The sequence below is a fragment of the Rhizobium sp. SRI_017 genome (assembly GCF_057586295.1).
The window spans coordinates 98,168-124,912 of the sequence record NZ_JBYCZP010000004.1 but is presented as its reverse complement, the minus strand read 5'-3'; the positions used below and the strand labels follow the sequence as shown (position 1 = coordinate 124,912).

General features: G+C 61.1%; 29 protein-coding genes. 15 read left to right on the top strand and 14 right to left on the bottom strand.

The genetic code is table 11. From position 1 onward, the window contains the following. Positions 1–54 precede the first annotated feature (54 nt). Positions 55–1,506, top strand: coding sequence for a methylenetetrahydrofolate--tRNA-(uracil(54)-C(5))-methyltransferase (FADH(2)-oxidizing) TrmFO (gene trmFO / locus AC2YI2_RS10830; protein WP_487386482.1), 1,452 nt, complete (start codon positions 55–57; stop codon positions 1,504–1,506). On the opposite strand, the gene AC2YI2_RS10825 is transcribed toward trmFO, so the two are convergent. After that, positions 1,469–1,921, bottom strand: a complete 453-nt coding sequence (locus AC2YI2_RS10825) for a hypothetical protein (RefSeq protein WP_487386481.1) — start codon at positions 1,919–1,921, stop codon at positions 1,469–1,471. The genes trmFO and AC2YI2_RS10825 overlap by 38 nt on opposite strands. Positions 1,922–2,134: 213 nt before the next feature. Next, complete coding sequence (locus AC2YI2_RS10820; protein ID WP_487386480.1) at positions 2,135–4,135, bottom strand: OmpA family protein; 2,001 nt, start codon at positions 4,133–4,135, stop codon at positions 2,135–2,137. Between the two features lie 327 nt (positions 4,136–4,462). Between AC2YI2_RS10820 and AC2YI2_RS10815 the strand changes: the two genes are divergently transcribed. From AC2YI2_RS10815 to AC2YI2_RS10780, 8 genes are all read left to right on the top strand, one after another. Beyond that, on the top strand, positions 4,463–5,242 hold the full coding sequence (locus tag AC2YI2_RS10815; RefSeq protein WP_487386479.1) for a lysine/arginine/ornithine ABC transporter substrate-binding protein: 780 nt from the start codon (positions 4,463–4,465) through the stop codon (positions 5,240–5,242). Positions 5,243–5,409: 167 nt separating this feature from the next. After that, positions 5,410–6,213 carry an ABC transporter permease gene (locus AC2YI2_RS10810; RefSeq protein ID WP_487386848.1) on the top strand — a complete coding sequence of 268 codons (804 nt, stop codon included), beginning with the start codon at positions 5,410–5,412 and terminating at the stop codon, positions 6,211–6,213. Further along, positions 6,210–7,040 carry an ABC transporter permease gene (locus AC2YI2_RS10805; protein ID WP_487386478.1) on the top strand — a complete coding sequence of 277 codons (831 nt, stop codon included), beginning with the start codon at positions 6,210–6,212 and terminating at the stop codon, positions 7,038–7,040. Before AC2YI2_RS10810 ends, AC2YI2_RS10805 begins: the two co-directional genes overlap by 4 nt. Before the next feature lie 96 nt (positions 7,041–7,136). Continuing rightward, positions 7,137–7,403, top strand: a complete 267-nt coding sequence (locus AC2YI2_RS10800; RefSeq protein ID WP_487386477.1) for an usg protein — start codon at positions 7,137–7,139, stop codon at positions 7,401–7,403. 65 nt (positions 7,404–7,468) lie between these two features. Next, entirely contained in the window at positions 7,469–8,293 is an 825-nt protein-coding gene (locus AC2YI2_RS10795; RefSeq protein ID WP_487386476.1) for a class I SAM-dependent methyltransferase, read from the top strand. Positions 8,294–8,342: 49 nt separating this feature from the next. After that, positions 8,343–9,239: an NAD(P)-dependent oxidoreductase gene (locus tag AC2YI2_RS10790; RefSeq protein ID WP_487386475.1), complete on the top strand. Its 897-nt coding sequence runs from the start codon at positions 8,343–8,345 to the stop codon at positions 9,237–9,239. Between the two features lie 3 nt (positions 9,240–9,242). Then, on the top strand, positions 9,243–9,605 hold the full coding sequence (locus tag AC2YI2_RS10785; RefSeq protein ID WP_487386474.1) for a cell envelope integrity TolA family protein: 363 nt from the start codon (positions 9,243–9,245) through the stop codon (positions 9,603–9,605). A gap of 4 nt (positions 9,606–9,609) precedes the next feature. Further along, positions 9,610–10,305, top strand: a complete 696-nt coding sequence (locus tag AC2YI2_RS10780; protein WP_487386473.1) for a DNA alkylation repair protein — start codon at positions 9,610–9,612, stop codon at positions 10,303–10,305. A gap of 22 nt (positions 10,306–10,327) precedes the next feature. On the opposite strand, the gene AC2YI2_RS10775 is transcribed toward AC2YI2_RS10780, so the two are convergent. Next, positions 10,328–10,816 (bottom strand): Lrp/AsnC family transcriptional regulator, encoded by a 489-nt coding sequence (locus tag AC2YI2_RS10775; RefSeq protein ID WP_487386472.1) that lies wholly within the window; start codon positions 10,814–10,816, stop codon positions 10,328–10,330. A 63-nt stretch (positions 10,817–10,879) separates the two neighbouring features. Then, the gene (locus tag AC2YI2_RS10770; protein ID WP_487386847.1) at positions 10,880–11,497 is read right to left on the bottom strand and encodes a uracil-DNA glycosylase family protein; all 618 of its coding nucleotides are present in this window, start codon (positions 11,495–11,497) and stop codon (positions 10,880–10,882) included. A gap of 233 nt (positions 11,498–11,730) precedes the next feature. On the opposite strand from AC2YI2_RS10770, the gene AC2YI2_RS10765 reads away from it, so the two are divergent. Beyond that, positions 11,731–13,263: a sensor histidine kinase gene (locus AC2YI2_RS10765; RefSeq protein WP_487386471.1), complete on the top strand. Its 1,533-nt coding sequence runs from the start codon at positions 11,731–11,733 to the stop codon at positions 13,261–13,263. On the opposite strand, the gene AC2YI2_RS10760 is transcribed toward AC2YI2_RS10765, so the two are convergent. Together AC2YI2_RS10760 and cobT are read right to left on the bottom strand one after the other, a co-directional pair. Beyond that, the gene (locus AC2YI2_RS10760; RefSeq protein WP_487386470.1) at positions 13,260–13,652 is read right to left on the bottom strand and encodes a diacylglycerol kinase; all 393 of its coding nucleotides are present in this window, start codon (positions 13,650–13,652) and stop codon (positions 13,260–13,262) included. The two genes, AC2YI2_RS10765 and AC2YI2_RS10760, sit on opposite strands and share 4 nt — an antisense overlap. A 78-nt stretch (positions 13,653–13,730) precedes the next feature. Continuing rightward, positions 13,731–14,747: a nicotinate-nucleotide--dimethylbenzimidazole phosphoribosyltransferase gene (gene cobT, locus AC2YI2_RS10755; protein WP_487386469.1), complete on the bottom strand. Its 1,017-nt coding sequence runs from the start codon at positions 14,745–14,747 to the stop codon at positions 13,731–13,733. Between the two features lie 114 nt (positions 14,748–14,861). Between cobT and AC2YI2_RS10750 the strand changes: the two genes are divergently transcribed. Genes AC2YI2_RS10750 through AC2YI2_RS10740 form a run of 3 tightly spaced genes read left to right on the top strand, consistent with a single transcriptional unit; the run spans position 14,862 to position 16,603 of the window. Beyond that, the gene (locus AC2YI2_RS10750; RefSeq protein WP_487386468.1) at positions 14,862–15,644 is read left to right on the top strand and encodes an adenosylcobinamide-GDP ribazoletransferase; all 783 of its coding nucleotides are present in this window, start codon (positions 14,862–14,864) and stop codon (positions 15,642–15,644) included. A 41-nt stretch (positions 15,645–15,685) separates the two neighbouring features. Continuing rightward, the gene (locus tag AC2YI2_RS10745) at positions 15,686–15,904 is read left to right on the top strand and encodes a DUF1289 domain-containing protein (RefSeq protein ID WP_487386467.1); all 219 of its coding nucleotides are present in this window, start codon (positions 15,686–15,688) and stop codon (positions 15,902–15,904) included. After that, the gene (locus AC2YI2_RS10740; protein WP_487386466.1) at positions 15,905–16,603 is read left to right on the top strand and encodes a retropepsin-like aspartic protease family protein; all 699 of its coding nucleotides are present in this window, start codon (positions 15,905–15,907) and stop codon (positions 16,601–16,603) included. Positions 16,604–16,606: 3 nt separating this feature from the next. Here the strand turns inward: AC2YI2_RS10740 and AC2YI2_RS10735 are convergent, their stop codons facing one another. Continuing rightward, a complete protein-coding gene (locus AC2YI2_RS10735) occupies positions 16,607–17,425 on the bottom strand; it encodes a sulfite exporter TauE/SafE family protein (protein ID WP_487386846.1) in 819 nt (272 codons plus the stop codon). 256 nt (positions 17,426–17,681) lie between these two features. On the opposite strand from AC2YI2_RS10735, the gene AC2YI2_RS10730 reads away from it, so the two are divergent. After that, a complete protein-coding gene (locus AC2YI2_RS10730; protein ID WP_487386845.1) occupies positions 17,682–18,011 on the top strand; it encodes a TFIIB-type zinc ribbon-containing protein in 330 nt (109 codons plus the stop codon). Between the two features lie 72 nt (positions 18,012–18,083). Here the strand turns inward: AC2YI2_RS10730 and AC2YI2_RS10725 are convergent, their stop codons facing one another. The 5 genes from AC2YI2_RS10725 to yajC all read right to left on the bottom strand — a co-directional run bounded on the left by AC2YI2_RS10725 (position 18,084) and on the right by yajC (position 23,600). After that, positions 18,084–19,292 carry an extensin-like domain-containing protein gene (locus tag AC2YI2_RS10725; RefSeq protein WP_487386465.1) on the bottom strand — a complete coding sequence of 403 codons (1,209 nt, stop codon included), beginning with the start codon at positions 19,290–19,292 and terminating at the stop codon, positions 18,084–18,086. A gap of 84 nt (positions 19,293–19,376) precedes the next feature. After that, a complete protein-coding gene (locus AC2YI2_RS10720; protein ID WP_487386464.1) occupies positions 19,377–20,231 on the bottom strand; it encodes a phytoene/squalene synthase family protein in 855 nt (284 codons plus the stop codon). Position 20,232: 1 nt separating this feature from the next. Continuing rightward, positions 20,233–20,625 carry an Mth938-like domain-containing protein gene (locus AC2YI2_RS10715; RefSeq protein WP_487386463.1) on the bottom strand — a complete coding sequence of 131 codons (393 nt, stop codon included), beginning with the start codon at positions 20,623–20,625 and terminating at the stop codon, positions 20,233–20,235. After that, on the bottom strand, positions 20,625–23,180 hold the full coding sequence (gene secDF, locus AC2YI2_RS10710; protein ID WP_487386462.1) for a protein translocase subunit SecDF: 2,556 nt from the start codon (positions 23,178–23,180) through the stop codon (positions 20,625–20,627). The genes AC2YI2_RS10715 and secDF overlap by 1 nt, the downstream gene beginning before the upstream one ends. Positions 23,181–23,240: 60 nt before the next feature. After that, complete coding sequence (gene yajC, locus AC2YI2_RS10705) at positions 23,241–23,600, bottom strand: preprotein translocase subunit YajC (protein WP_487386461.1); 360 nt, start codon at positions 23,598–23,600, stop codon at positions 23,241–23,243. Positions 23,601–23,800: 200 nt separating this feature from the next. On the opposite strand from yajC, the gene AC2YI2_RS10700 reads away from it, so the two are divergent. Next, positions 23,801–24,670 carry an ATP-binding protein gene (locus tag AC2YI2_RS10700; protein WP_487386460.1) on the top strand — a complete coding sequence of 290 codons (870 nt, stop codon included), beginning with the start codon at positions 23,801–23,803 and terminating at the stop codon, positions 24,668–24,670. A 15-nt stretch (positions 24,671–24,685) separates the two neighbouring features. On the opposite strand, the gene AC2YI2_RS10695 is transcribed toward AC2YI2_RS10700, so the two are convergent. Further along, positions 24,686–25,096, bottom strand: coding sequence for a hypothetical protein (locus AC2YI2_RS10695; protein ID WP_487386459.1), 411 nt, complete (start codon positions 25,094–25,096; stop codon positions 24,686–24,688). Between the two features lie 186 nt (positions 25,097–25,282). Next, positions 25,283–26,668 (bottom strand): peptidoglycan DD-metalloendopeptidase family protein, encoded by a 1,386-nt coding sequence (locus AC2YI2_RS10690; protein WP_487386458.1) that lies wholly within the window; start codon positions 26,666–26,668, stop codon positions 25,283–25,285. Between the last annotated feature and the right edge of the window lie 77 nt (positions 26,669–26,745).

Here is a 26,745-nt window from a genome sequence, read left to right as displayed (position 1 = left end):
TCCTTCTTCCTTTCTCCATTGGTGTCGCCGCCATTTTTTGCTAAGAGCGCCACCATGACGAAAACACCCTCACCTATTCACATCGTTGGCGGCGGGCTCGCCGGTTCCGAGGCTGCCTGGCAAATTGCCCAGCGCGGCATTCCGGCCATCATTCACGAAATGCGCGGCCTGCGCATGACCGACGCGCACAAGACCGACAAGCTCGCCGAACTGGTCTGCTCCAATTCCTTCCGCTCCGATGACGCGACTGCGAATGCTGTCGGCGTGCTGCATGCCGAACTTCGGCTTGCCGGCTCGGTCATTATGGCCGCGGCGGACGCCAACCAGGTGCCGGCCGGCGGCGCGCTTGCCGTCGATCGCGAGGGTTTCGCAGAAGCGGTCACCGAGCGCATTCTTGCTCATCCATTGATCACAGTCGTTCGAGAGGAAATCAGTGGTCTGCCGCCGCGCGAGTGGGACAGTGCGATTATCGCGACAGGTCCCCTCACCGCGCCCTCGCTCGGCGAGGCGATCGCGCGGGAAAGCGGCAGCGATTCGCTATCCTTCTTCGATGCCATCGCTCCGATCGTGCACCGCGACTCCATCAACATGGATGTGGCCTGGTACCAATCGCGCTACGACAAGGTCGGCCCGGGCGGGACTGGCAAGGACTATATCAATTGCCCGATGGACAAGTCGCAGTACGAGGCCTTCGTCAATGCGTTGATCGCGGGCGAGAAGACTGTTTTCAAGGAATGGGAACACGTGCCCTATTTCGACGGCTGCCTGCCGATCGAAGTGATGGCGGAGCGTGGTCCCGAGACGCTGCGCCACGGCCCAATGAAGCCGATGGGTCTCACCAACGCGCATAATCCCGCGGTCAAGGCCTATGCGGTCGTCCAACTCCGTCAGGATAATGCGCTCGGCACGCTGTACAACATGGTCGGTTTCCAGACGAAGCTGAAATACGGCGCCCAGACCGAGATTCTCCGGATGATTCCGGGGCTGGAAAACGCCGAATTCGCCCGTCTCGGCGGCCTGCACCGCAATACCTATATCAATTCGCCAGTCCTGCTTGATGGCAGCCTGCAGCTCAAGTCGCGACCCGGCTTGCGCTTTGCTGGCCAAATCACCGGCTGCGAGGGTTATGTCGAGAGTTCGAGCATCGGCCTGCTCGCCGGCCGGTTCGCTGCCGCCGAACGGCTCGGCGAGCCGCTCATGATCCCGCCGGTCACGTCTGCGTTCGGTGCACTGCTCAACCATATTACCGGCGGCCACCTCGTCTCCGACGATGAGCCAGGCAAGCGGTCGTTCCAGCCGATGAATATCAATTTCGGCCTGTTTCCCGAACTGGCGCCTGGCGCGATCCAGCGGCCGGACAACGGCAAGCGCTTCCGTGGCAAGGAAAAGTCGATCGTCAGGAAGAATCTCATGGCAGAGCGCGCGCTGATGGATTGCCGGGCGTGGCTTGGCCTGCCACCGGCTGAAATTACGCGTGGTTTGGAAGCGGAAGTTCCTGCGGAATAGCGGCCGTCATGCCGCCCAGCAGCCAGAGGCCGACTTCGGCAGCCTCTTTTTCGGACCGGAAATTGACCGTGCCGCTCATCTGCTTGAGCGTCGGGAAGGTGATCGTCAGCGACTTCCCGCCCGCTTCCGCGGAGATGCGGACATCGGCAGGGTCGACGAGATGGCAATATTCACGATTGCCATCTCGACGCATCAGGCCGGTACGGCCAGTCCAGAGGCGTAGAAACACCATCTCACCATCGGCGGATATCAGAACCTGGCGGATCGCCTCGTTGGGATAGGCCTTGCCGAACTCGATGATTGCAAGGCCCGCGTCGAATCGCTCGCCGTCAGCTTCGGTCTTCAAGAGGTTCGTGGCCCAGAAGAAGAAGCCGAGGAAAACCGACAACACAATGATCCAGAAGACCAGGGTCATGATCCGACTCTCAATATTTCTGCATCTTCAATAGGCAGCGAAGCTTGCGCGAAATTTGAAACCACCCCGAATAATATCACGGATCGCTGCTTTTGACTCGCAATTGCGGCCCAAGCCGTTAGCCCTTTTCCACCAAGAACGATGCCGGCGTTTCAAAACGGGAAAGGCCCACCGGTTCGCACCGGCGGGCCTCGCGATGTCAGACGGCTTCGCTTAGTTCTCGGAGACCTCGGCCGGCTTTACCAGCGAGGTAATCCGCCGGATCGTAACGCGGCGGTTCGCCCGTTCGTCGCCATCAGTGTCGATCTTCAGATAGCGCTCGCCATAGCCCTGCGTCGTAAGGTTTTCCGCGGGGATGTCGAAGAGTTCCGACAGGACACTCGCGACTGACTCAGCACGCTCGTCCGAGAGAACGAGGTTCGATTCATCCGAACCTACCGCGTCTGTGTGACCCTCGATCAGGAAGGTCTCACCTGGGTCGCGCTCCAGGATTCCGTTGATCGCCTGGGCGACTTCCCGGAGGGTTGAAGCCTGCTCCCGATCGATCTCCGCGCTTCCCGTCTCGAAGGTGATCGTATCGAGGTCGATACGGCGCACCTTGTCACGGACACGGGCCGAGTTCTTCACTTCTTCGACCGAGTAGACCCGCTCGACCTGTTCGACCGGAGGCTTCGCGAGGAACTCCTCGTAGTCATAGTCGCGGTCACGATTGCTCGAGACGTCGATGATGTAGTCGTCGATCGGCACGCGCAGGCGCATCGGCGGCAGTTCGTCACCGGGATCGCGCAGGAACAGCCGATCACGGCCACGCTCGAGGTCCGGCGAGTAGAAGATCACGATTTCGACGTCGCGGTTGTCGATGCGCGAGCGGCGGATGATCTCGCCCCAACGATTGCGGATGGTAACAATGCGGTCGCCATTCGGACGAATGATGACCTCCTTGATCCGGTCGTCGCGGAGACGCTCGTAGTCGATACGCTCGTCGCGGCCGAGGCGATGGCGGTCGTCGCTGCGGATGACGATCCTGCCATCGAGATCGAAGACGACCCTGACATCATCGCCCTTGCCGACGATCTTGCCTTCGGGGCGGCGATAGCCCTGGAAGTCGTCGACGCGCTCGCCCTTCAGGTCGATCATCGGCTTGATGACGATGTTGACATCGGTCTTCTGGGCGTCCTTATCGGACTCGGGGACCTTGACCTCTTCGACTTTCTCACGCTGGCGCTTGCGCTTCTCACGGTTGGCGCCACCGTTGTCAGCGTCCTTGTCCGAGTCGAGCACGGCTGCACCGTTTTCGACCGGCAGCACGACTGTGTCGGCGGTCTTGGAAGGATCCTTGGCGATCTCTTCACGCTTCTCGATCACCTCGGGCGTCTCTGCCTCGGCCTGATCCTTCTTCTTCTTTTTCTTGCTCTGATTGACGATATCCTCGTCGCTCACCTGGGCAGGATCGGCCTGCTGCTGGTCGTCAGCCTGCTGCTGGTCCTGATTGCGCTTCTTGCGCACGGGCTCTTCGGTCGCCTCGGCATTGTCCGAGGGCTGTGCCTCGTCTGTCTGCTGCTCTTCGGCCTGCTGCTGCTTCTTGCGCTTCTTGCTCTGGTTGACGATATCCTCGTCGCTCACCTGATCGGAAGGCTGGGCGTCCTGCTGCTCTTCGGCCTGCTGTTGTTTCTTTCGCTTCTTGGGCGCCTGTTCTTCGATGGCCTCAGCATTGTCAGCAGGCTGCGCCTCGTCGATCTGCTGCTGTTCCTCGGCCTGTTGCTGTTTCTTGCGCTTTTTCGGCGCCGGTTCTTCGACGGCTTCCGCATTGTCGGAGGGCTGAACCTCCTCCATCTGCTGCTCTTCGGCCTGTTGCTGCTTCTTGCGCTTCTTCGGGGCTGGCTCCTCGACGGCTTCCGCATTGTCAGCGGGCACCGCTTCCTGCATCTGCTGCTCTTCAGCCTGCTGCTGCTTCTTGCGCTTCTTGGGTGCCTGCTCCTCGACGGCTGCGTCGTTGCCACCTTCGGTCACGGCAGGATCCTGGGTCTGCTGGCTGTCGCGCTTGCGATGCTTCTTCGGCTGCAGCTCTTCCTCGCTCTGCACCGTGAAGATGGGGCTCTTGGCCTCGATGGCCGCCACCGGTCTCACGACCGCCGCCGAAGCGGGCAGTCCGGCGCCGACAATTGCCAGGAAGGGAATTGCGGCCGTGGCCAGAAGCCGTTTCTTGATTGCCATGAGTGTTGTCCTCTCTTGTCCTATTTCCGAATCTCGCGCCCGACCCTGCCCAGATTGAGGGCGATTTTGTGGTGCCGGCCGTCGGGAACGGTGCCATTGCTAATTGGTTCCGGCTTTACCGGGACTGAACCAGCCCTTCACCGGAGGTTCACCTTCCTTAACTTGCGGCACGCGCGGATTTGCGGCCGCGCCCTTCTTTCCTGTTGATTTTGGCGGCCGAACCGTAGGAGTATCGCACGATGCGGGGCCACTCTCCCGCGCAAGCATGACCCGTGTGCCCAGTGAAAACCAAGAATGGACACGGAACCGAACAAGGGGAAGAAAACAATGCGACTGACAAAACGTCTCGCCATCGCCGCAGCCGTCACGGTTCTCAGCGCGCTCTCGAGCGCAGCCATTGCCGCAGACAAGATCGTGATCGGTACGGAAGGCGCTTATCCGCCCTTCAACAATCTGCAGGCCGACGGCTCGCTGACCGGCTTTGACATCGATATTGCCAAGGCGCTCTGCGAAGAGATGAAGGCCGAATGCACCTTCGTCACCCAGGATTGGGACGGCATCATTCCGGCGCTGCAGGCCAAGAAGTTCGACGCCATCATCGCCTCGATGTCGATCACCGATGAGCGCAAGCTGAAGGTCGATTTCACCGAGAAATATTACAACACCGGACCGGCGATCGCTGTTGCCAAGGACTCGCCGCTCACCGACGCGAGCGAAGCCGGCCTTGATGACAAGATCTTGGGCGTGCAGGGTTCAACCACCCATTCCAACTATGCCGAGGCACATTTCAAGAAATCCGAGATCAAGCTCTATCCGACCTCGGAAGAGTATAAGCTCGACTTGATCAATGGCCGCGTCGATGGTGTCATCGACGACGTCGTCGTCCTGTCAGAGTGGGTCAAGAGCAAGGAAGGCGAGTGCTGCAAGATCCTCGCAGCCCTTCCGGTCGATCCGGTCATCAACGGCCAGGGCGCCGGCATCGCGATCCGCAAGGGCGAGGATGCGCTGCGCGAAAAATTCAACGCCGCGATCAAGGCGATCCGTGCGAATGGCAAGTACAAGGAAATCAACGACAAGTATTTTGATTTCGACGTCTATGGTGGTTGATTAGACCGAAATTGATAGTGAATCTGACGGCGGGAGGGTTGCCCTCCCGCCGTTTTTGTTTCTAGTAAGAGACAAAGTCCGGGAACAGGACGGGGGAAAGCATGGAGACCGAAGTCACCGCGCCGGCGGAGGCTCAGACGTCAATACTCGCGCCGCTATGGGACGCCATAAATTGGCTCGCAAGTGGCATATGGGCAATCATCCATCCCGTGCTTTCCACGATCGATCCACTCTGCGGGCCGGTCGGTATTTTCAAGATCTTCTTCTCCGACACTATCCTCTCCTGCGGCGATACCGGCTGGGGTGATGACGTCGCAAGCGGCTTCTATGTGACGGCGAGCCTTGCCATCTGCACGCTTCCGGTTGGATTGGTGATCGGCTTCTTCATCGCGCTCACCAAGCAGTCCGAAGAAAAATTCCTCAGGACTGCCGGCGACATTTACACCACGCTTTTCCGCGGTCTGCCCGAACTGCTCACCCTGTTTATCATCTATTACGGCTTGCCGCTGGTCATCAGTCAGGCACTGCTGCCGCTCGGCTATTCAGGCTCGGTTGAAATCAATCCCTTCTTCGCCGGCATGATCGCCGTCGGTGTCGTCTTTTCCGCCTATTGCTCCGAAGTCCTCCAATCGGCCTTCAAGGCCATTCCACGTGGGCAATATGAAGGCGGCTACGCGCTCGGGCTGCATCACGGCCAGACCATGCGGCTCGTGATCGTTCCCCAGCTCATCCGCATCGCCCTGCCCGGCCTCGGCAATCTCTGGATGATCCTGCTCAAGGACACGGCCCTCGTCTCGGCCATCGGCCTGCCGGACATTCTCCGCCAGACCGGCATCGCCGCCAAGGTGACCAAGCAGGCCTTCTTCTTCTATGGGCTCGCCTGCATTCTTTTCCTGGTGCTGGCGATTCTGTCGTCCTTCATCTTCTCGTGGATTGAGACCCGGGCCCGGCGCGCGGAGGTACGGCATTGAGCATCGCCGATTCCATGATCGCGCCGCAACCGGCACCGCCCGCAGCAGCACGCCGCTTCACAATCGCCCGCCTTGCCGGCATCGTCTTCATGGCGCTTTGGGCGGCGCTCTTCGCAAGCATCGTCATCACGGCGGTCGAGGACTTCGACCAGGAAAAATTCTTCAAATACGCGCCTGCCATGCTGCGTGGCCTCGGTGTGACGCTCGAGCTCGTCGCGACCTCGCTCGTGCTCGGCGCGATCCTGTCGCTGCCGCTGACCTTCGCCCGGATGCAGCGGTCGGGCGTGCTCGCATCGATCGCTTATGGCTATGTCTACCTGTTTCGCGGCACCCCGCTGATCATGCAGGTGTTCCTGATCTACTACGGCCTCGGCAGCTTCCGGCCGGCGCTCAGCGAGATCGGCCTGTGGTGGTTCTTCAAGGACGCCTACAACTGCGCGCTGCTCGCCTTCAGCCTTAATACCGCCGCCTATCAGGCCGAAATCCTGCGCGGCGCGATCCAGAGCGTTGCACGCGGCCAATGGGAGGCGTCGCAGGCGCTCGGTCTGCACAAGGTGCCGACCTTCCTCCGCGTGATCCTGCCGCAGGCCCTGATGGTGGCACTTCGTCCCTACGGCAACGAAATCATCCTGATGGTCAAGGGATCGGCGATCGTCGCGATCGTCACCGTCTTCGACCTGATGGGCGAAACGCGCCGCGCTTATTCGCGCACATTCGACTTCCAGATGTATCTCTGGGCCGCGGTTCTCTATCTCGCGATCGTCGAGCTTCTGCGCAATGTCTGGAACCTGCTCGAGCAGCGGCTGACACGCCATCTCAAGCGCTGAGCAGAACCGGGCTATTTATTGTAACCTTGGTTAATGCGCGGTTAAGCCTTCTGTCGTTTCATTGTCATGTAGACGCAACAACCAGACGAGGTTGCCATGACGAATGAAATGGAAATGCGACTTAAGGGCTACGGCCTGACCACCGCCGAAATCCTCTACCGTATGCCGGACCATCCTTCCCTGCTGCAGAAGTTCATATGGCAGCATTATGATCTGGCTCCGAACTTTCCGGAGATGACGTCCTTCCTGAAGTTCTGGAAAGAGAAGATCGAGGGTCCGCTGCACTCGGTGCGCTATGTCCATCAAAGGCTGATTTCGCCGACGGAATGGCGCACGCTCAAGGGTGACTTCATCATCCATTGAGCCGTTGCATTCGCCGCCCTGCCCGCTTATGACCGCCCGCACACGGTCGGAGACAGCGCGGAACGATGGCGAAGAAAAAGAAGATCGACGAAAAGGCGCTTGCCGCCGCCTATAACGAGGCGCTGGCGCTTGAAAAGGCCGGCGACTTCGAAAAGGCCGCAAAGGCCTATCGGAAGGTGCTCGCGCTTGATCCGGAAGACCATGGTGGCGCGGCCGTCCGGCTGGCGTCAATGGGATTTGGCGAAGTCCCGCCCAAGGCGCCCGATGCCTATGTCGAGACATTGTTCGACCAGCACGCCGAAGCCTTCGAATCCATCCTCGTCGACCAACTCGAATATTGCGTGCCGCTGATGGTGCGCGAGCGCATCCAGGCGCTGAAACTCGGTCCGTTCAAGAAACTCCTCGACCTCGGCTGCGGCACCGGCCTTACCGGCGGCGCGTTGCGCGACATCTGTGGCGAGATGGTCGGCCTCGACCTCTCCGAAAACATGGTCGAAATCGCCCATGAAAAAGACCTCTACGAGACACTTTATGTCGCCGAAGCTGCCGACTTCCTGGAAGACAACGAGGACGGCCCCTTCGACATCGTCACCGCCACCGACGTCCTTCCTTATGTCGGCTTCCTCGAAGAACTCTTCTTTGGCGTCGCCGACAATCTCGAAAAAGGCGGCTGCTTCTTCTTCTCCTCCGAGACGCTGCCGGACGAGACCCTCGCCGGCCGCGACTTCATGGTCGGGCCGCATCAGCGATTTGCGCATGCGGAGAGCTATGTCCGAAAGACGCTGGCGGCGGCGGGCTTCGATGTGATCGAGGTTGGTGACATCACGATCCGGCTCGAGAACGGCGAACCGATCGAGGGGCACTTGGTTGTGGCGCGGAAGACGAGCTGAATCGTCGGCCCCGCGGCTTTCGCCAGGCCCCCGTTTCCGCTAATCCTGCATGCAGCAGACTGGCAGGAGAATTGAAATGGCAAAAGTCGCCTTCATCGGATTGGGCGTCATGGGCTATCCCATGGCCGGGCACCTCAAGCGCAAGGGCGGCCACGACGTAACGGTGTATAACCGGACCGCGATCAAGGCGGCCAACTGGGCGGCCGAATATGGCGGATACGCCGCTTCGACACCCGCAGGCGCCGCTGAAGACGTCGATTTCGTCTTTACATGCGTCGGCAACGACGACGACCTCCGCGAGGTCACCGTTGGTCCCGAGGGCTGCATCAAGGCGATGAAATCGGGCGCCATCCTGATCGACAATACGACGGCAAGCGCAGATGTGGCGCGCGAACTCGACGCGGTAGCGCGCGCGAAGGGCTGCCATTTCATCGATGCTCCAGTCTCCGGTGGCCAGGCAGGCGCAGAAAATGGCGTGCTGACCGTCATGTGCGGCGGCGACCCGCGCGACTTCGAGCGCGCCAAGCCCGTTATCGATGCCTATGCCCGCATGGTCGGCCTAATGGGACCGGCAGGTTCCGGGCAGCTCGCCAAAATGGTCAACCAGATCTGCATCGCTGGCCTCGTTCAAGGCTTGTCGGAAGGCGTGCATTTCGCCAAGCGGGCCGGGCTTGATGTCGAGCAGCTCATGGCGGTGCTCAGCAAGGGTGCTGCCGGCTCCTGGCAGATGGAGAACCGCCACAAGACGATGAATGAAGGAAAGTTCGAATTCGGCTTTGCTGTCGACTGGATGCGCAAGGATCTCGGGATCTGCCTCACCGAAGCGCGCCGCAACGGTGCCAAACTGCCGGTCACGGCCCTGGTGGATCAGTTCTATGCCGATGTCCAGGAGATGGGCGGCCAGCGCTGGGATACGTCCTCGCTGCTCGCACGGCTGGAAAAGTAAGCCGTGCAGAGTTGGGCCGCGATGATGCTTCTGGCACCCGCGGCCCTTGCGCCGGCGCAGGGGGCCGTCGCAGGTCAAGTGGAAATCATCGCCGAATTGCGGCGCCAGATCGTACGCTGCTGGGCGGCTCCTGGCGATGTGACCAAATCGACGACTGCGGTGACGCTGACCTTCAAGCTCGGTCGCGATGGCGCCCTGACAAGCGTGCCCACCATTGTCGCAAATCCCGCTATTCTCGAATACAGCAAGCAGTTCGTCGCCAGCGCCAGCCGTGCCATCAAGGCCTGTGCGCCTTATCGCCTGCCCGAAGACGAATACGACAGTTGGAAAGACGTGAAGATCACCTTCGACCCGCCGGAGCCCTGAGCCGATGGACGAGCCCAATCCCGCCTGGAATACCGGTGAGGTGATCGCCTACCTCAAATCGCTGCGCGACGAGACGAATATCGAGGGCATGGGCCGGTTCGGCATCGACACTGAGACCGCGCTCGGCATTTCCAACACCACGCTTCGCGCCATCGGGCGGAAGATCAAGCGTAATCATGATCGTGCGCTCGAACTCTGGGCGAGCGGCATCCGCGAGGCCCGGCTGCTGGCCGCCTTCACCGCCGAGCCCAAGAAAATCACCGCCGACATCGCACGCAGTTGGGCGGCGGAGTTCAACAGTTGGGAGATTGTCGACGGCGTCTCGGACCTTTTCGCCGATGCGAAGCTTCAGGAACCCCTGATCGCCGAGTTTGCCGCCGACGAGCGTGAATTCGTCCGCCGCACCGCCTTCGCCATGATCGCGTGGAGCGCTGTGCATATGAAGAAGGAGCCGGATGCGACCCTGCTCAACTGGCTGCCGTTGATCGAAAAGCATGCAAGCGATCCGCGCAACTTCGTGAGGAAGGCCGTCAACTGGGCGCTCCGGCAGATCGGCAAGCGCAACGCGGCTTGCCACGGCCCTGCACTGAAACTGTCCGAAAGGCTCGCCACGAGCGAGGAAAAGACGAAACGCTGGGTCGGCAAGGATGCGGTGAAGGAACTGACCAGCGCGAAAGTGCTGGCCAAGCTGGGTCAGTGAACCGAGCCTGGCCCCGACAATCTCAGTCTTCCATGCTTTTCGCCTGCTCGAGCATCATATAGTCGAGCGGCAGTTCGGTCGTGTATTTGATCTGCTCCATGGCGAAGGCGGAGGAGACATCGCGGATCTCGATCTTAGCGATCATGCGCTTGTAGAAGGCGTCATAGGCGGCGATGTCGGGCACGACGACGCGCAGCAGGTAATCCACGTCACCGGACATGCGATAGAATTCCACGACTTCGGGGAACTCCGACACGACTTCTGAGAAGCGCTTGAGCCATTCTATCGAATGCGAATTGGTGCGGATCGAGACGAAGACCGTGACCTTGGTATTGACCTTGATGGGATCGAGCAGCGCCACCCGACGGCGGATGACGCCATCCTCTTCCATCTTCTGGATTCGACGCCAGCACGGCGTCGTCGAAAGTCCAACCTTTTTGGCGAGGTCGGCCACCGCGAGGGTGGAATCCTCCTGAATAAGCCTCAAGATTTTTCTATCAAGCCGGTCCATTCGTGCCTCCGGAGCAAAATTTTTCCACTCATACATCAAACTCGCGAAAATGGGGAAGCGCTTTCAGGCAATCCACCGCGAAACTTTGCCCCGGAGGGCCGGAAGCAACTCCGCCTCGAACCACAGGTTCTTCTTCAACCAGCCGGTGTTGCGCCAGCTCGGATGCGGCAGGGGCAGCACGCCGATCGCCAGATGGCTTTGCCAGTCACGAACAGTGTCCGTCATCGATGGCGCCATGGCTGATCCAAGATGCCATTTCTGGGCGTAGCCGCCGATGGCGAGCACGAGTTCTATCTGCGGCATGACAGCCAGCGCCCTTTCGCGCCAGAGCGGCGCACACTCCTTGCGTGGTGGCAGATCCGAACCATGCGGGTCGTAGCCGGGGAAACAGAACCCCATGGGCAGGATGGCGAAATTGGCGGGATCATAGAATTGGTCACGCGTGACGCCGAGCCAGTCGCGCAAACGGTTGCCGGAGGCGTCGTTGAAAGGAATACCGGTTTCATGAACGCGCAGGCCGGGCGCCTGACCCGCAATCAAGATCCTGGCGATTGTCGATAGCACTGCGATGGGCCTCGGTTCATGCGGCAGTGGCTTGGTCGCAGCGTCACGGCACAGACGGCACGCGGCGATCGAGGCGGAAAGGCTCTCGATCGGCTCAGCGGCGGGCGTTGCGTGCATGTCCATCGTGGTAAACGTGTTTCAGAACGGGATCAACGTTACGCAACGTCGGGTCTTCCAAAGTATTTTCTAGACAAATGAGCACATCATATTGATTTTAAATAATTTTTATTCATCTAAATTCTCAGGGCTGCTGGCACGACATGGAAAACAAATCCTTAGCGCGGAAGCATCTTCTTAAGGATTGGGCGCTATTCTCGTGACCACGCGCGGAATGCGAACCGGTTTGTGTCATGAGTAATAGCGCCAGTTCATCGCCTGACAAGATTATCGTCTACCGGTCGCGCGCTTCGAAGAATCGCGACACGGCAAAGGCCGTCAAGGATACGCGCGAAAAGCTTCAGACCAATGGCCAGGGGCTCGGCATGTTCGAGCGCGAGATGCTCGACATCCATCTGTCGTCGCTCGAGCAGTCCGCGGCACTGATGCCGCTTTTCGTCGTGCTCGTCGGTGCTACCGCCGGCTATTTCGGCGACAATCTCGATCTTCTGCCGTGGATCATCACCTCGCTGATGGTTCACTCGGTCCACTTGCTGGTGGTCAGGCGCGCCCGCAAGGCCAACACGTCGGCCGAGGCGGCGGTAAAATGGCGCAAACGCTTGCTCGCGGTCCAGATCCTGTCGGGCCTCTGCTGGGGCTGGTTTGCTCTGACCGGCTGCGCGGCGTGCGATCCGAGCTATTTCTTTTTCTTCAAGGGCGCGACGCTGCTGATTGCACTGTCGGCGACATCATTCGCCTTCGTCATGCTGCGAGGGGCGACACTCTATACGTTCCTGCCCGTCGTGATCGCGCTCATTACCACATCCTATCTCGGACGCGATCCCCTCGACGTAGCGCTGACCGCCGTCTTCACGACTTCACTCGCCTTCTTCACCTTCATCACCGATCGCCTCTACAGTTCCAACGTCAAGGTCCTCTCCTTCCAGTCGGAGAAGGATGACCTGATCGCCGAGCTCGAAGTGGCAAAGTCAATGTCGGACGAAGCCCGGCGTCGCGCAGAGGAAGCCAACCTCGCCAAGTCTCGCTTCCTTGCCTCGATGTCGCATGAGCTCCGCACGCCGCTCAACGCAATCCTCGGCTTTTCGGAAGTCATGGCGACCGAGGTGCTCGGCCCGCTCAACAATCCGACCTACAAGGAATATGTCTCCGACATTCATACGTCGGGCCAGCATCTCCTCAACCTCATCAACGAGATTCTCGACCTCTCCCGCATCGAGGCCGGCCGCTACCAGCTCAATGAAGAGGCGGTGCAACTCGTCGACATCACCGAGGACTGTATCGGCATGGTGCAGCTCCGCGCGCGTGCCAAGGACATCCAGATCTTCAACCAGTTCGAACCGGAAATGCCTTCGCTCTGGGCCGACGAGAAGGCAATCCGCCAGGTCGTGCTGAACTTGCTGTCGAATGCCGTGAAGTTCACGCCGAAGGGCGGCGAGATCGTCGTCAAGGCTGGCTGGACCGCCTCGGGCGGGCAGTATGTCTCGATCAAGGACAATGGACCTGGCATTCCCGAGGAGGAAATCCCGGTCGTGCTGTCAGCCTTCGGTCAGGGCTCGATCGCGATTAAGAGTGCGGAACAAGGTACGGGCCTCGGTCTGCCGATCGTCCAGGCGTTGCTGCACAAACATGACGGGTCGTTCCTGCTGAAATCCCGCCTGCGCGAAGGCACCGAAGCCATCGCGATTCTGCCGGCTAAGCGCGTGCTGCAGCCAGTCTCCGCTGTCGAGGAGGAGCCGGCGGATTACCGGAAGAAGGCGCACGCCTAAAGGAAGACGACGTAGGCGATATAGAGAGCCGCCGCGACCAGCGTGCAGAAGACAGCAAAAGAGCCGAGATCCTTGGCGTGCTTGCCGGTGCGGGAAACCTCCGGCGAGACGCGATCGACCAGTTCCTCGATCGCCGTATTCAGCGCTTCGATGCCGAACATCAGCAGGAAAATGATGACAAGGCCGAGGAATTCGGGAAGAGAGGCGCCGATGAAGGCAAAGAGTGCGAGCGAGGCGAGGAAGAAGACGATCTCCTGCCGGAAAGCCGATTCCTTCAGAACGCGGACAAATCCGGCAAGCGAATAGCTGCCGGCGGCGAAGAGGTGCGCAAGACCCCGCTTCTTCCCTTCAGGCTCCTGCATGGCGTCTGTTGCCCCAATATCCGTCATCGCTTTGAACATATCCTCTCAGGCTTTGCAAACCGGATAGCGCCATGGCAACCGAGGCAGGCGCGGACCAGGCCGGCGTCAATCCTTGTTGGAGACGCCGGCGGATTCGAAAGTCGCCATGCCGCTATGGCATGCGGCGGCGGCCTTGACGATGCCGGCGGCGAGCGCAGCACCGGTCCCCTCACCCAGCCGCATGCCGAGCGCGAGAAGCGGCGTCTTTCCGAGCTTTTCGATCGCCTTCAGATGTCCCGGCTCGCCCGAGACATGGCCGATCAGGCAATGGTCGAGCGCCGACGGGTTGGCGGCGCGCAGCACAGCGGCAGCAGCAGTTGCCACGTAACCGTCAATGATGACAGGAATGCGTTCCATGCGTGCGGCAAGGATTGCGCCAGCCATCGCCGCAATCTCGCGGCCGCCCAGGCGACGCAGCAGCTCAAGCGGGTCCGAAAGATGATCGCGATGCAGGTCGACGGCCTTCTCGACGGCCGCGATCTTGCGCTGAAGTACCTCGCCTTCAGATCCGGTGCCCGGGCCGACCCATTCGGCAGCCGTGCCGCCATAGAGCGCGAGGTTGATCGCTGCAGCGACGGTCGTGTTGCCGATGCCCATTTCGCCGACGCAGAGCAGGTCCGTGCCGCCGGCGATCGCCTCCATGCCGAAGGCCATGGTGGCGGCGCAGTCGCGTTCGGACAGCGCTGCTTCCTCGGTGATGTCGCCCGTCGGATAGTCGAGCGCGAGGTCGAAGACCTTGAGTCCGAGATCATAGGCAGCGCAAATCTGGTTGATCGCCGCGCCGCCGTTGGAGAAGTTCGCGACCATCTGCTTGGTGACTTCGGACGGATAGGGCGTCACCCGCTGGCGCGTCACGCCATGGTTGCCGGCGAAAATCGCGACCAGCGGCCGGGTCACGGACGGCTTGCGGCCCGTCCAGGCAGCGAGCCAAAAGGCGATCTCCTCCAGCCGGCCGAGTGCGCCGGGCGGCTTGGTGAGTTGGCTGTCGCGGGCACGTGCGTCGGCGAGCGCCTGGCTCACGGGACCAGGCAGATTGGCGATGAGCTCGCGAAAATCGTCGAAAGGAAGTCCGCTATTGGCCATCGCGCGCGCTCCGAATTCTATTTGCCTGATTTGTTGTGGGTTCTATTATCGGCAGAGTCGGGGGGCGGCAACCTTAGTTGCGGCGCAAAACGGCGCGGGGACGGGCAAGCCAGCATGAATTTCCAGGATTATCTAGACGATGTCGTGCGCTCGGTCGGCTTTCTGAGCCGCATTCCCATGCCCGGACGCTTCTTTGTGGAGCATGACGGGTCGCTGAGCCGTGCTGTCCGCGCCTTCCCGGTAGCCGGGCTGCTGATCGCCCTGCCCTCCGCCGCAGTCTTCGCCACGCTGCTCGCTGGTCGGGCCGACCCGATGCTCGCAGCGTTTCTTGCCTTGGCACTTCAGGCCGTCCTGACGGGCGCCCTGCATGAGGATGGGCTGAGCGATACGGCGGACGGAGTCGGCGGCGGGAAGGATCGCGAATCGGCGCTTCGGATCATGAAGGACAGCCGGATCGGCAGCTATGGTGCGGTATCCCTGATCCTCTCCTTCGCCCTTCGCGGCGCAGCACTTGCAGCCCTTGCCGAGGTCGTAACGCCGACGACGGCCGGCCTCGCGATGCTGGGCGTGGCAGCACTCAACCGGGCCGCGATGGTCTGGCACTGGTCGCTCCTGCCGCCAGCGCGTGCAGACGGTGTCGCCGCATCCGCAGGCGAACCCGACGGGATTGCGACGATCGTTGCACTCGCCAGCGGCGGCGTGCTTGCACTCGTGTTGATCTGGCCGGCCATGTCGTTCCTCGCCACCGTTCTCGCCATCGCGCTCTCGGCGGGCATCGCCTGGAGCTTCACCCGCTACATTTCTGCCCGGATCGACGGGCATACGGGTGACACGATCGGCGCCACGCAGCAATTGACGGAGATCATGTCGCTTTCCGCTCTTGCCCTGTTCGCCTGACGTCCCGATATTTCGGGAAGAGACAATCTATCCGGTGAACCATGGAATCGCCCTGCATCCTCGTCTGTTCGATCGACGACAAAACCGGCTACTGCTTCGGCTGCGGCCGCACGCGCGAGGAGATCGGCGCCTGGGTGACCTATTCAGGCGCCGAGCGGCGCGAGATCATGGCCATCCTGCCTAAGCGCCTCGAAGGCGTGGAGCGTCGTCCGCGGCGTGAGACGCGGCGCACCCGCATGGCCCGGGAAAGGACGGAGTGAATGTCGCGTATCCTCATCGTCGCCATCGTCATCCTGGCTGGCCTGTTCCTAATGACAGTCGGCTTTTCCAACAGCGCGAGCCGCCTCGACGGCGATGACGCTGCGAGCATGCTCTATTATGCGATGTGGGCGGCTCTCCTCGGTGGCGGCATTCTGGCCAGCCAGCGCAATTTCAGCGAATCCCTGCGCCAATTGGGCATGTGGGTGCTGATCTTCGCCGTCCTGTCCTCGGTCTATGTCTTCAAGGACGATGCGCAGAATTTCGCGTCCCGCCTGACCGCCGGCCTGATCCCCGGGCGATCGGCGACGATCATCGATGCCAGTGGCAGACGCTCGACGATCCTCTATATGGGCCAGAACGGCCACTACCAGGCCGATGCCAGGATCAATGGCGTCTCGATCCCGATGATGATCGATACGGGCGCTACAACGATAGCGCTCAGCTTTGAAGACGCGGACCGCCTCGGCCTCAATCCTGGCGGCCTCAACTTCACGGGAACGGTGATGACCGCCAACGGCCCTGCCCGTACCGCTTACGTTACCCTGCCGGAAATCGAGGTCGGCGGCATCAGACGCACCAACATTTCCGCAGGGATCGCCGAACGCGGCAAGCTGGGCGGCAGCCTGCTCGGGATGAATTTCCTGAGTTCGCTCAAATCCTTCTCGTTCAGCGGCAACGAGATGACGCTTCAGGATTAAGAATTAGAGCAGGCTGGCGAGGAAGCGCAGCGAGACGATCAGCAGAAAAATGCCGAAGCCAACTTCGAGCTGGCGGCGAGTCAAGGCATGTGCCAGCCGAACACCGAGCGGTGCACTCAGCAGCGCGACCGGGATCACAAGTGCGACAGTGATCCAGTTGATGAACCCGGTCGATAGCGGCGGTAGCCCGGCCTCACCCCATCCAGCCCAGATGTATCCGAACAGGCCCGGGATCGAGATCAACACCCCAACGCCTGAAGACGTCGCGACAGACTGGTGCACTGTGCGGTTCCAGAGCGTCATCCAGAGATTGGACAGCGTGCCGCCGCCGATGCCCATCAAGCCGGACAGGAGGCCTATCGTGCCGCCGGCGACAGCATTGACCGGCCCCTGCGGCATCACGGTCCCGAATCGCCAATGTTCCCGATTGAAGAACATCTTGAACGCGATGAGCAGCGCCAAGACCATGAACACGATGCGTAGAAAGGCGCCGGAGACATAGGCCGCGACCACGGATGCCAGGATCGTGCCGAGAGGCACCCAGATCACCCATCCCTTGAGTAACGCCATGTCGACTGCTCCGCGCTGCCGATGGGCAAGGAAGGAGCGGATCGAGGTCGGGACGATCACGGCGAGCGACGTGCCGACCGCGATATGGGTGCGCACGCTGTCGGGCACGCCCAGCAGACCATAGACCTGATAGAAAACCGGGACGAGAATCGCCCCGCCGCCGACGCCGAACAGGCCAGCGAGCACGCCGGCGGTGCCGCCGGCGACAATCAGGGCTGCGGCAAAGATCAGGATCTCGGAAAGTGGCGGCACGGCATTGTCTTTCGCTTCGGCGACGGTCCTATTCCGGTCGATGTAGTGCGACAAGGTCCACTATCGCTCGCGCGGTACGCCCAATGATTTTGCGGGTCTGCCTTGAAAAGGTTGAAACTTGACCGTAAATGATGTCCTGTGGACCGGGCCCCTCTGGTTGCCGGACTAACGGTGACGATGTCGGACCGCATGACAGGGCCCGTTTGCGAACAAATTTCGGCGGGCCCTAAACGAGTCCTGATTTCGGAGATTGTCCATGAATTCCGCCGCCGGATTGCTCTGCCCCACTTGCCGCGTATCGCTTGTCATGAGCGAGCGCTCGGGCATCGAGATCGACTACTGCCCGCAGTGCCGCGGGATCTGGCTGGATCGCGGTGAACTCGACAAGATCGTCGAGCGAGCAGCACGCGATAGCGTGCCTGCCCCCGTGCAGCAACCGCAGCAGCCAGTACCTCCCCAGCCGACCTACCAGCAGCCGCAACAGCATCAGCAGCCCCAGCACTACCAGCAGGGTTACGATCCTCGCTACGACCAGCACTATGGCCACAAGCGCAAGAAGTCCTTTCTCGAAGAACTCTTCGACTGATCGCACTGGCTTTCGGACCACACACGGAAACGGCGCCGCAAGTGCGGCGCCGTTTTCGTTTCAGCGATCAGTTCAGAGACTACAGTGCCGATAACCTGACTTCCGCGGCCGCAGGTCGAAGTGGAAATGGTCGCCGTGATGGGCGTCGCCCGGGCCGAGCACCGTGTTAAAGTATTTGCAGGAGTCCTCGCGCACGGTCTTCAGCAGGCCCTTTTCCCGGAAGGCGAAGAAGCTCTTCTTGCGCACATCGATCTCCTTGCCGTTCTTCAGCGTGAAGCCGCCGATGTCGAGCGCATTGCCCTTGGCATGCTCCGACCACGGGTTCGACGAGCGAGAATTCATCTTGCGGCACGAATAGGACGACATCTGGTGGATCGATTTGATACCGGAGAAGTAGCGATAGCGCGATGACGGCACCAGTTCGTTCTTCACCCATTTGGCAAAGATGCGGGTCATCTGGCAATTGAGCGTCGCAGCCGGCTTCATCTGGATGCCGCCCTGGAATCCGCTCACCTTGATCGGATGGGCGATGCCGCAGGAGCGGCCCTTGGAGATCGGCGGTAGTTCCTCGAACTTGACGCCCATCTTTTCCAAATCGCGGCGGCAACTGGTTTCGGAGGCGCTCATCTCGTTGAAGGCCGGCGTTTCCTCTTCCATGGTCGGGTCGGCGATGCGCGGCAACATGGCGACTTCGGTTTCCTCGTCGGCATTGCGGCGGCGCGTCGGCAGCGTGACTTCCTCCGCTGTCGTCGCATCCTGGAAGTCGACCATCTGGGATTGCTGGATTTCCTTCGGCCGGCGTTCGATCAATTCGTCCGTGCCGATGCCATCGACGACCGGCTGCGTGGTCTCGCCTTCGGCGATGTCGCGTGCCTGCTCTTCGGCAAGGCTTGCCGGCTGCTCCTGGGCGACATCAGTCGACTGCTCGACACCGAGCGTCTGGTCGATGTTCACGCCGTCGTTGGGAATCTCGGCTTTCTGGACGGGCTCTTCGTCGATCTTCGGCAGAGTCTCTCGTTCTGCGGACTCGTTTGAACTGGTATCGGCGAGGTTCGGCGTGTCGAGATATTGCCGCTGTGCGTCCGTCTCCTGGATCGGATCGATCGGTGCGGCATAGGTCGAGCTGTCGTCCTGGCTATTGTCGGGTGGGATCGACGACACCATCGTCTCGTCATCGATGCCGACAGGCGGGCTCACCGGGCCGGAACAGGCCGCAAGCGCAAAGCTCATGATAAGCGGCAGGGCCAGCCGCAATGAAGATCGGAAAAACGCAATACGCATCGACACTTCCCACCGGAAAAAACCCGGACGCTCGACCAATCTAGACGGGCGTTGGTTAGGAAAACGTGAATTCGTAAGACTTATCTAAAACAAGCGATTCTTCGCGCGCCAGAGCCGCCACTGACGGCGAAGCTGTGAGGGCTGGATGGAGCGCTCAAGCACGCCCAAGCCCGCCTTTTCCGCCCGGCGCAAGACCGGTTCGACCAGCGCGACGGTCAGGAAAGCCTGCCGTGCGGCCGGCGTCACCACCTTGGCCTTCTCCCGCGCGATTCTCAGGTGATCTCGCCCGTAGCCGATGAAGGCCGAGAGCGCGGCCGCCACGCGGTCCCCTTCGCTGGCATCAAGAAAACCCGCAGCATCCAGCCCGACGGATGAAAGAATATCGCCGGGCACGTAGACCTGATGGCGGCTGCGATGCAGCGGCATGAGCAGCAGGCAGCCGGCAACCAATTGGGCAATACCGGCATGACCGGCGGCTTCGGCGGCGGCGGACGCATTGTCGGGATCGAGGATCAATGTGCCGAGCTGAAGCAGCGCCGACGATGTCTCGCCGGCATAGCCCTCGAAGCTCGCGCGGTCGGGCATGGGATCGTCGTAGAGATCAAAGATCCGCGCCTCGGTCATCGCGGCGAGCGCTGTGCGCGGTAGTTTATGGTCGACGATTGCGTGGATGATGCCGGCGGCGAGCGGATTGGCCTGCACATCGCCGTGGGGCTGTCCCTCGACGAGATCACGCCAGTATTGCAGACGCACTTCGCCGGGCAGCGGCTCACGGATCAGGTCACGGACGCGGGCGAGTTCGGCGCTGAAGGCGTAGAGGGCTGAGAGGGGGCCGCGCTTGTCCTCGGGCACGAGAAGGCAAGCAAGGTAACGGTCGAAATCGGTACTGCGCAGTGTCGTCAGGCACGCGGCATAGGCTTCGTCACGGCCGAGCGCCATGTCAGCCGTCCACGGCAATGAGCGCGGCAGCGACCGCGCGCTCTTCAGCCAGCAGGATATTGAATGTCCGGACAGCAGCGCCCGTCGACATCGGGTCGGCCGAGATACCGGCCGCCTTGAGCGCCTCTCGCGTCGCGCGCGGCAGCGGCCGAAGAGTGCTACCGGTACCAACCAGCAACACTTCAATGTCGGAGGCCTCGGCGATCACCCGCTCGAAGGCTTCGAGGGACAGCGACTCACCCTCCTCGAGCCCCCAACCATGAATGCCCGAGGGCAGGCAGAGGATCGATCCGCGATGGCTCATATCCGCGAAGCGGAAGCCGCCATTGCCGTAGGCATCGACCGGCGCCCGCCCAGGATAGTGCTGTTCACGGATGACGATGCCTCTGGCCATCAGACCGCCGGCGTCGACGCCGGCATGTCGCCGGGCGCCTTGTCCTTATCCTTGTCGAAGGCATCGGAGCGAAGCCTGAAGTAGATCAGCATCGGGGCCGCGACGTAGATCGACGAGAAAGTACCGACGACCACACCGAACAGCATCGAGATCGTAAACGAGCGGATGACATCGCCGCCGAAGATCACGAGGCCCAAAACCGCGATGAAGGTGGTACCCGCCGTGAGGATGGTGCGCGACAGCGTCGAGTTCAGCGACAGATCGATCAGTTCCTCCAGCGGCATCTTCTTGTATCGCCTGAGATTCTCTCGCATTCGGTCATAGATGACGACGGTGTCGTTCAATGAGAAGCCGATGATGGTCAGAAGCGCCGCGATCGCGGTTATGTCGAACTCCATTCGAGTATAGACGTAGAGACCGACAGTCATGATCGCATCGTGGAGCGTCGCCGTGAGCGCGCCGACCGCAAACTGCCATTCGAAGCGGAACCAGATATAGACCATGATGGCAGCTAGCGCGAGCGCGATGCCGATGAAGCCGGTGACGGCGAGTTCGCCCGAGACCGAGGGACCCACCACTTCAACCCGGCGGAATTCGTAGTCCTTCTCCAGCGCGCCACGGATCTTGCTGACGACGCCTTGCTCGGCCGTTTCCTCGGCCTGGCTCTGCACGCGCACCATGACGTTGCTGGGATCACCGAAACCCTGCACCTGGGCGCCCGATAGCCCCAGTTCCTGCAGCTTGTCGCGGATGCCGCCGAGATCTGCTTCGCCCTGCTTGGCCTTGAGCTCAATCATCGAGCCACCGGTGAAGTCGATACCGAGATTGAGGCCGATGGTGGCGAAGCCGATGATCGAGGCAAGCGTCAGCGCGGCCGTCGTGCCGAAGCTGTAGTTGCGGATCTTCATGAAGTTGATCCGGGCGAAATCGAAGAAATGCGTCCGGATACCCTTCGGCATGCCCTTCGAACGATTGCGGCGCAGCCAGTAGGAGATGATCAGGCGCGAGATCGTATAGGCCGTGAAGACGGTCGTGATGATACCGATCGCGAGCGTGATGGCGAAGCCGCGCACCGGGCCGGAACCCATGTAGAAGAGGATGACCGCCGCGATGAAGGTGGTGAGGTTGGCGTCGACAATGGTGCCGAACGCCTTCTCAAACCCTGACTCCATCGCATTGATGATGGAGCGTCCCTGTTTCACTTCTTCCCGGAAGCGTTCGTAGAACAGAACGTTGGAGTCGACGGCCTGCCCGATGGTCAGGACGATACCGGCAATGCCGGGCAAGGTAAGCGTTGCGCCCAGCGCCGACAGGATTGCTATGATCATGACGATGTTGACGATCATCGCGAAGTTCGCGATCAGGCCGAGCACGCCGTAGAAATAGGTCATGAAGGCGACGACGGCGATGAAGGAGATGATCGCCGCGGTCACGCCCGCCCGGATCGAGTCGGCACCGAGGCCGGGGCCGACCGTGCGTTCTTCGACGACGGTCAGCGTCGCCGGCAGCGCACCGGCGCGCAGCAGCACGGCGAGGTCATTGGCGGACTGGACGGTGAAGTTACCGGAGATCTGGCCCGAACCGCCGAGGATCGGCTCGTTGATATTCGGTGCTGTGATCACCTTGTTGTCGAGCACGATGGCGAAGGGGCGGCCAACGTTTTCCTGGGTCACGCGGCCGAAGATCTGCGCACCCTGAGAATCGAAGCGGAAGCTGACGATCGGCTCGTTGCCGCGCTGCTGATCGAAGCCCGGCTGTGCATCGACGAGGTTTTCGCCCGTCAGGATCGCGCGCTTCTGGATCAGGATCGGAACCGGCGGCGTGTCGTTGGTGTAGAGCACTTCCGAATTGGCCGGCGGACGGGCGTTCAGCGCCTCCTCAGCCGACATGGTGCTGTCGACGAGGTGGAAGGTCAGCTTGGCGGTCTTGTTGAGGATCGACTTGAGGCGCTGCGGATCCTGCAGGCCCGGCACCTGGACGATGATGCGGTCGGAGCCCTGGCCCTGGATGAGCGGCTCCGTGGTACCGAGCTCGTCGACGCGGCGGCGGACGACTTCGATGGACTGCGTCACCGCGGAGCGGACACGGTAATCGATGCCGGCATCCGTCAGGTCGTACTGGAAGGCGCCATCCGCCGACGCCGTCTCAGTGATCTCTTCGATCGTGCCACCCGTCAGGCCGGTGCTGACCGGTTCACGCAGGTCTTTCAGTGCAGTGCGCGCCGCTTCGACCTGGTTCGCATCGCGCAGCTTGAAGCTGATATGCGTGCCGGTGCCGGCAAGGCTTGTATAACCTATGCCGGCCTTGCGCAGGTTGGCACGGATTTCGTCGAGGATGGTCTCGCGACGCTCCTGGATGATGTCGTTGCGTTCGAGCTTGAGCATGATATGCGACCCGCCCTGCAGGTCGAGGCCAAGCGTCATTGAGTTCTTTGGCACCCAGGAGGGGATCGCGTTGAGAACGGACTGCGGCAGGAAGTTCGGGGCCGCAAGCCAGAAGCTCAAGATTACGGAGAGCCAAATCAGTGCGGACTTCCAGCGTGAAAAATAAAACATGCCGTCTCTCGATTTATTTCAAGATCAAAAAGGCGGGCATATGCCCGCCAGAAGGCCCGATCAGGGCTTGTTGGCCGCCTGCGGCTGTTCCTTGACGGGCTCGCTCTTTACGCGAACCTCGGAAATGTTGGCGCGGACCACGCGGACACGCACGCCATCGGCGATTTCCGCCTCGAGCTCGTTGTCGTCGATCACTTTGGTGACCTTGCCGACGATGCCGCCGCCGAGCACGATCTGGTCGCCACGGCGGATGTTCTGCAGGATTTCCGCGCGCTTCTTCTGCTGCTGGCGCTGCGGCCGGAAGATGAGGAAGTAGAACACCACAAGCATGGGGACGAAAAGCAGGACGATATCCAGCCCGCCTCCCAACGGCGACGACGTGGCAGGGGCCGACTGGGCGAAGGCTTCGGTGAAGATCATCATTTGCTCCCGGACATGACAAAAGCGCGGCGCTCTAAGGCCCGCTCGTTGGTGGCGGGAATATAGGAAGAACGCCCCTCAATGCAACACCATCACCCAAATTAGCGCCGCAAAACCGCCGCTTTGGACCGGAACCGACCTTTATGGTCTCATGGCGGCGTGATAGCGCGTCTGAAGCATCGAATTGTATGGAGGATGCCGTGACTGAGGATGGCGTCAAATCGATCCTGACCGAGCTCAAACGCATCGCCGACGCGCTGGAACGGCAGGCCGGGCCAGTCGCAATGACTCCGCCCTGGAGTGAGGCCGACTGTTTCGTCTGGAATCCGGCGCGCCTGGCGCTGATGCCAGTGCCAAGGGTGAACCGCGTCGATCTGTCGCTCATCCGCGGCGTCGATCACGTCAAGAACATCCTGCACGAGAACAGCACGCGTTTCGCCGAGCGGCTGCCGGCGAACAACGTCCTGCTCTGGGGCGCCCGCGGCATGGGCAAGTCATCGCTGGTCAAGGCAATCCATGCCGCGATCAACAAGGACCGTGCCGATCCGCTCAAACTGGTCGAAGTTCACCGCGAGGATATCTCCACCCTCCCCGACCTCATGGAGATCCTGAAGGTCGCGCCGTTTCAGATCATCCTGTTCTGTGACGACCTCTCCTTTGACAATGACGATACATCCTACAAGTCGCTCAAGGCCGCGCTCGACGGCGGCGTCGAAGGTCGCCCGGACAATGTAGTCTTCTACGCCACGTCCAACCGCCGGCACCTCCTGCCGCGCAACATGATCGAGAACGAGCAATCGACGGCAATCAATCCGTCCGAGGCGGTGGAAGAGAAGGTGTCGCTATCGGACCGCTTCGGCCTCTGGCTCGGCTTCCACAAATGTTCGCAAGACGACTATCTCGCGATGATCGATGGCTATGCCGACTATTTCGGCCTCGATATGCCGCGCGACGAGATGCATCACGGCGCGCTGGAATGGGCAACGACCCGCGGCTCGCGTTCGGGCCGCGTGGCATGGCAGTTCATCCAGGATGTTGCCGGACGACTTGGGACGAGGCTTGGCGGATGAGCAGTGTTCTCCGCCTCAGCCCCTGACATCCAGCAGAACATCGCGATGCGACGGATGTGTGCTGAAGGCGAAAATGCGGTTGAGGTCGCGGTCGGACATCCGGCTGAGGAAGCGTACCTCGATGATGTTGTTGGGGTGCGTCTTCATGAGCAAACAGCCGACCCGGTTGATGCGGGCATCTGGAATGTCGAGATAGAAGGATTTCGGCACCGCGAAGGAGACATTAATGGCAAGCACCGCTGCCGTCGGTGAGATCTTGATGAGATCGCAGCGGCGACTCGCCAGATGCATGACGGCCTTTTCGGTATATTCGATGCGCGCCGCGTTCGTCGTATCGACCAGGGGGTCTCTGCCCTCCCGATCATACATCTGCGATTCTTCCTTGCTCATGTAACTCCGGCGGAAAGCCGGGGCCTGCGAATCCATGACCGATTCCCCTCAAAAGGTCAGTTGCTACTGGCGCGATCACACCAGACATTGCTTCACAATTGCATAACGCCAGGATCGACCGTCACCCGACGGTTAATGCTCTCTTGATTGGAACACCAAAGGTTTCCAAATGCAGAAAGGCCCGAGTTCCCCCGGGCCTTTCACGTCTTTCCTTACGCAATACTACTGGAGGAAAGTCATCGGATTGACCGCCGCCGCATTCTGGCGGACTTCGAAATGGACCTTCGGACGCTTGGCGCCGCCGGTCATACCCGACAGAGCCAGGACCTGGCCGCGGGTCACCTTGTCGCCGCGCTTGACCTTGAGCTCGGATGCATTGCCATAGACCGTGACCGCGCCGTTGTCGTGGCGGACCAGAACCGTGTTGCCGAGATCCTTGAGGCCCGCGCCGGAATAAATGACCACGCCGTTTTCGGCGGCCTTGATCGGCGTTCCCTCGGGGACCGAAATGTCGATGCCCGGGTTTCTGACACCGTCAACATTCTGACCGTAGCCGGCGATCACAGCACCGCGGACCGGCCAGCGGAACTTGCCGATGCCCGTTTCATCCGGCGCATCTTCGCCCGTGTCGGCCTTCTCGACCTCGTCGACGGTCTTGGTGGCAACCGGCGGCGTATAGGTCTTCGGCTTGGCGTCAGCGACTTCCTTGACCTTGCTTTCGGTCGGAATGGACGCGGTCTTGACCGGATCGGCACCGGGTACCGGGATGACCAGCTTCTGGCCGATCTTCAGCGACGCCGTGGTCATGCCATTGGCAGCCTTCAGCGCATCAACCGACACCTTGTGCTTCTTGGCGATCTTGGCAAGCGAGTCACCCTGCTCGACCTCGTAGCTCGCGCCCTGAGCATCCGCCAGCTTCGGATCGGAAGCCTTGCTCTTGTCGCGGTTCGCGGTTGCCGGCAGGATCGCCTTGTCTTCCGGCGCCTTGTCTGGGGTCGGAATCTTCTTCTTGGTGTTGATCGCGAGTTCGGCCGGGACGTCCTTCTTGATGCCCACCTTGACCGGGATGATGATCGACTTGCCGAACTTGAGGTCGGCGCCCGACTTCAAATTGTTGGCCTTGAGGATCTCAGCCTGCGGCACCTTGTACTTGGCCGCGATGCCCGAAAGCGTGTTGCCGCTGTTGATCAGGATGCGCGGCGAGTCGTCGGTGACCTTCCAACTGCCCTTCACCGTGCCGGTCTTGATCGGATCGGCGTCGACGTTGATTTTCACCTTGGCCGGCATCGGCTGGTTCAGCGCAACCTTGGCGTTGACCTTGACGCCCGGGGTCGACAACTCGGTGCGCTCGACCTTCATCGGCGTCACGGCCGACTTGGCATCGATCGTCGAGGTGCTGATCGGGTCGTAGGAGACGTCCTGGTTGACAGGCATCGGCTGGTTGAGCGCCTGGTCGCCGGTCAAGTCGGTTTCGTTTGACTGGACCGATTTTATGTTCGCGCCCGGCGTCGGCAGCTTGCCGTTGACGGCATTGACCTTGTGCGGGATCGAAGCCGTTGTCAGCGTATCCGTCTTATTTGCGGAGAAGAGACCCTCGAAGCGGGTCACATCAGAGGAGCACCCTGATGCCACGCCCGCCAGCAAGAACATGGCGGCAAGGCGAAGAGTCGAAGATTTGGCAGTCC

Bases quoted from the DNA above. Each gene is read 5' to 3' on its own strand.
- trmFO (WP_487386482.1), top strand. From the start codon at position 55: ATGACGAAAACACCCTCACCTATTCACATCGTTGGCGGCGGGCTCGCC.
- AC2YI2_RS10825 (WP_487386481.1), bottom strand. From the start codon at position 1,921: ATGACCCTGGTCTTCTGGATCATTGTGTTGTCGGTTTTCCTCGGCTTC.
- AC2YI2_RS10820 (WP_487386480.1), bottom strand. From the start codon at position 4,135: ATGGCAATCAAGAAACGGCTTCTGGCCACGGCCGCAATTCCCTTCCTG.
- AC2YI2_RS10815 (WP_487386479.1), top strand. From the start codon at position 4,463: ATGCGACTGACAAAACGTCTCGCCATCGCCGCAGCCGTCACGGTTCTC.
- AC2YI2_RS10800 (WP_487386477.1), top strand. From the start codon at position 7,137: ATGACGAATGAAATGGAAATGCGACTTAAGGGCTACGGCCTGACCACC.
- AC2YI2_RS10795 (WP_487386476.1), top strand. From the start codon at position 7,469: ATGGCGAAGAAAAAGAAGATCGACGAAAAGGCGCTTGCCGCCGCCTAT.
- AC2YI2_RS10790 (WP_487386475.1), top strand. From the start codon at position 8,343: ATGCAGCAGACTGGCAGGAGAATTGAAATGGCAAAAGTCGCCTTCATC.
- AC2YI2_RS10780 (WP_487386473.1), top strand. From the start codon at position 9,610: ATGGACGAGCCCAATCCCGCCTGGAATACCGGTGAGGTGATCGCCTAC.
- AC2YI2_RS10775 (WP_487386472.1), bottom strand. From the start codon at position 10,816: ATGGACCGGCTTGATAGAAAAATCTTGAGGCTTATTCAGGAGGATTCC.
- AC2YI2_RS10770 (WP_487386847.1), bottom strand. From the start codon at position 11,497: ATGCACGCAACGCCCGCCGCTGAGCCGATCGAGAGCCTTTCCGCCTCG.
- AC2YI2_RS10765 (WP_487386471.1), top strand. From the start codon at position 11,731: ATGAGTAATAGCGCCAGTTCATCGCCTGACAAGATTATCGTCTACCGG.
- AC2YI2_RS10760 (WP_487386470.1), bottom strand. From the start codon at position 13,652: ATGACGGATATTGGGGCAACAGACGCCATGCAGGAGCCTGAAGGGAAG.
- cobT (WP_487386469.1), bottom strand. From the start codon at position 14,747: ATGGCCAATAGCGGACTTCCTTTCGACGATTTTCGCGAGCTCATCGCC.
- AC2YI2_RS10750 (WP_487386468.1), top strand. From the start codon at position 14,862: ATGAATTTCCAGGATTATCTAGACGATGTCGTGCGCTCGGTCGGCTTT.
- AC2YI2_RS10745 (WP_487386467.1), top strand. From the start codon at position 15,686: ATGGAATCGCCCTGCATCCTCGTCTGTTCGATCGACGACAAAACCGGC.
- AC2YI2_RS10740 (WP_487386466.1), top strand. From the start codon at position 15,905: ATGTCGCGTATCCTCATCGTCGCCATCGTCATCCTGGCTGGCCTGTTC.
- AC2YI2_RS10730 (WP_487386845.1), top strand. From the start codon at position 17,682: ATGAATTCCGCCGCCGGATTGCTCTGCCCCACTTGCCGCGTATCGCTT.
- AC2YI2_RS10725 (WP_487386465.1), bottom strand. From the start codon at position 19,292: ATGCGTATTGCGTTTTTCCGATCTTCATTGCGGCTGGCCCTGCCGCTT.
- AC2YI2_RS10720 (WP_487386464.1), bottom strand. From the start codon at position 20,231: ATGGCGCTCGGCCGTGACGAAGCCTATGCCGCGTGCCTGACGACACTG.
- AC2YI2_RS10715 (WP_487386463.1), bottom strand. From the start codon at position 20,625: ATGGCCAGAGGCATCGTCATCCGTGAACAGCACTATCCTGGGCGGGCG.
- secDF (WP_487386462.1), bottom strand. From the start codon at position 23,180: ATGTTTTATTTTTCACGCTGGAAGTCCGCACTGATTTGGCTCTCCGTA.
- yajC (WP_487386461.1), bottom strand. From the start codon at position 23,600: ATGATCTTCACCGAAGCCTTCGCCCAGTCGGCCCCTGCCACGTCGTCG.
- AC2YI2_RS10695 (WP_487386459.1), bottom strand. From the start codon at position 25,096: ATGGATTCGCAGGCCCCGGCTTTCCGCCGGAGTTACATGAGCAAGGAA.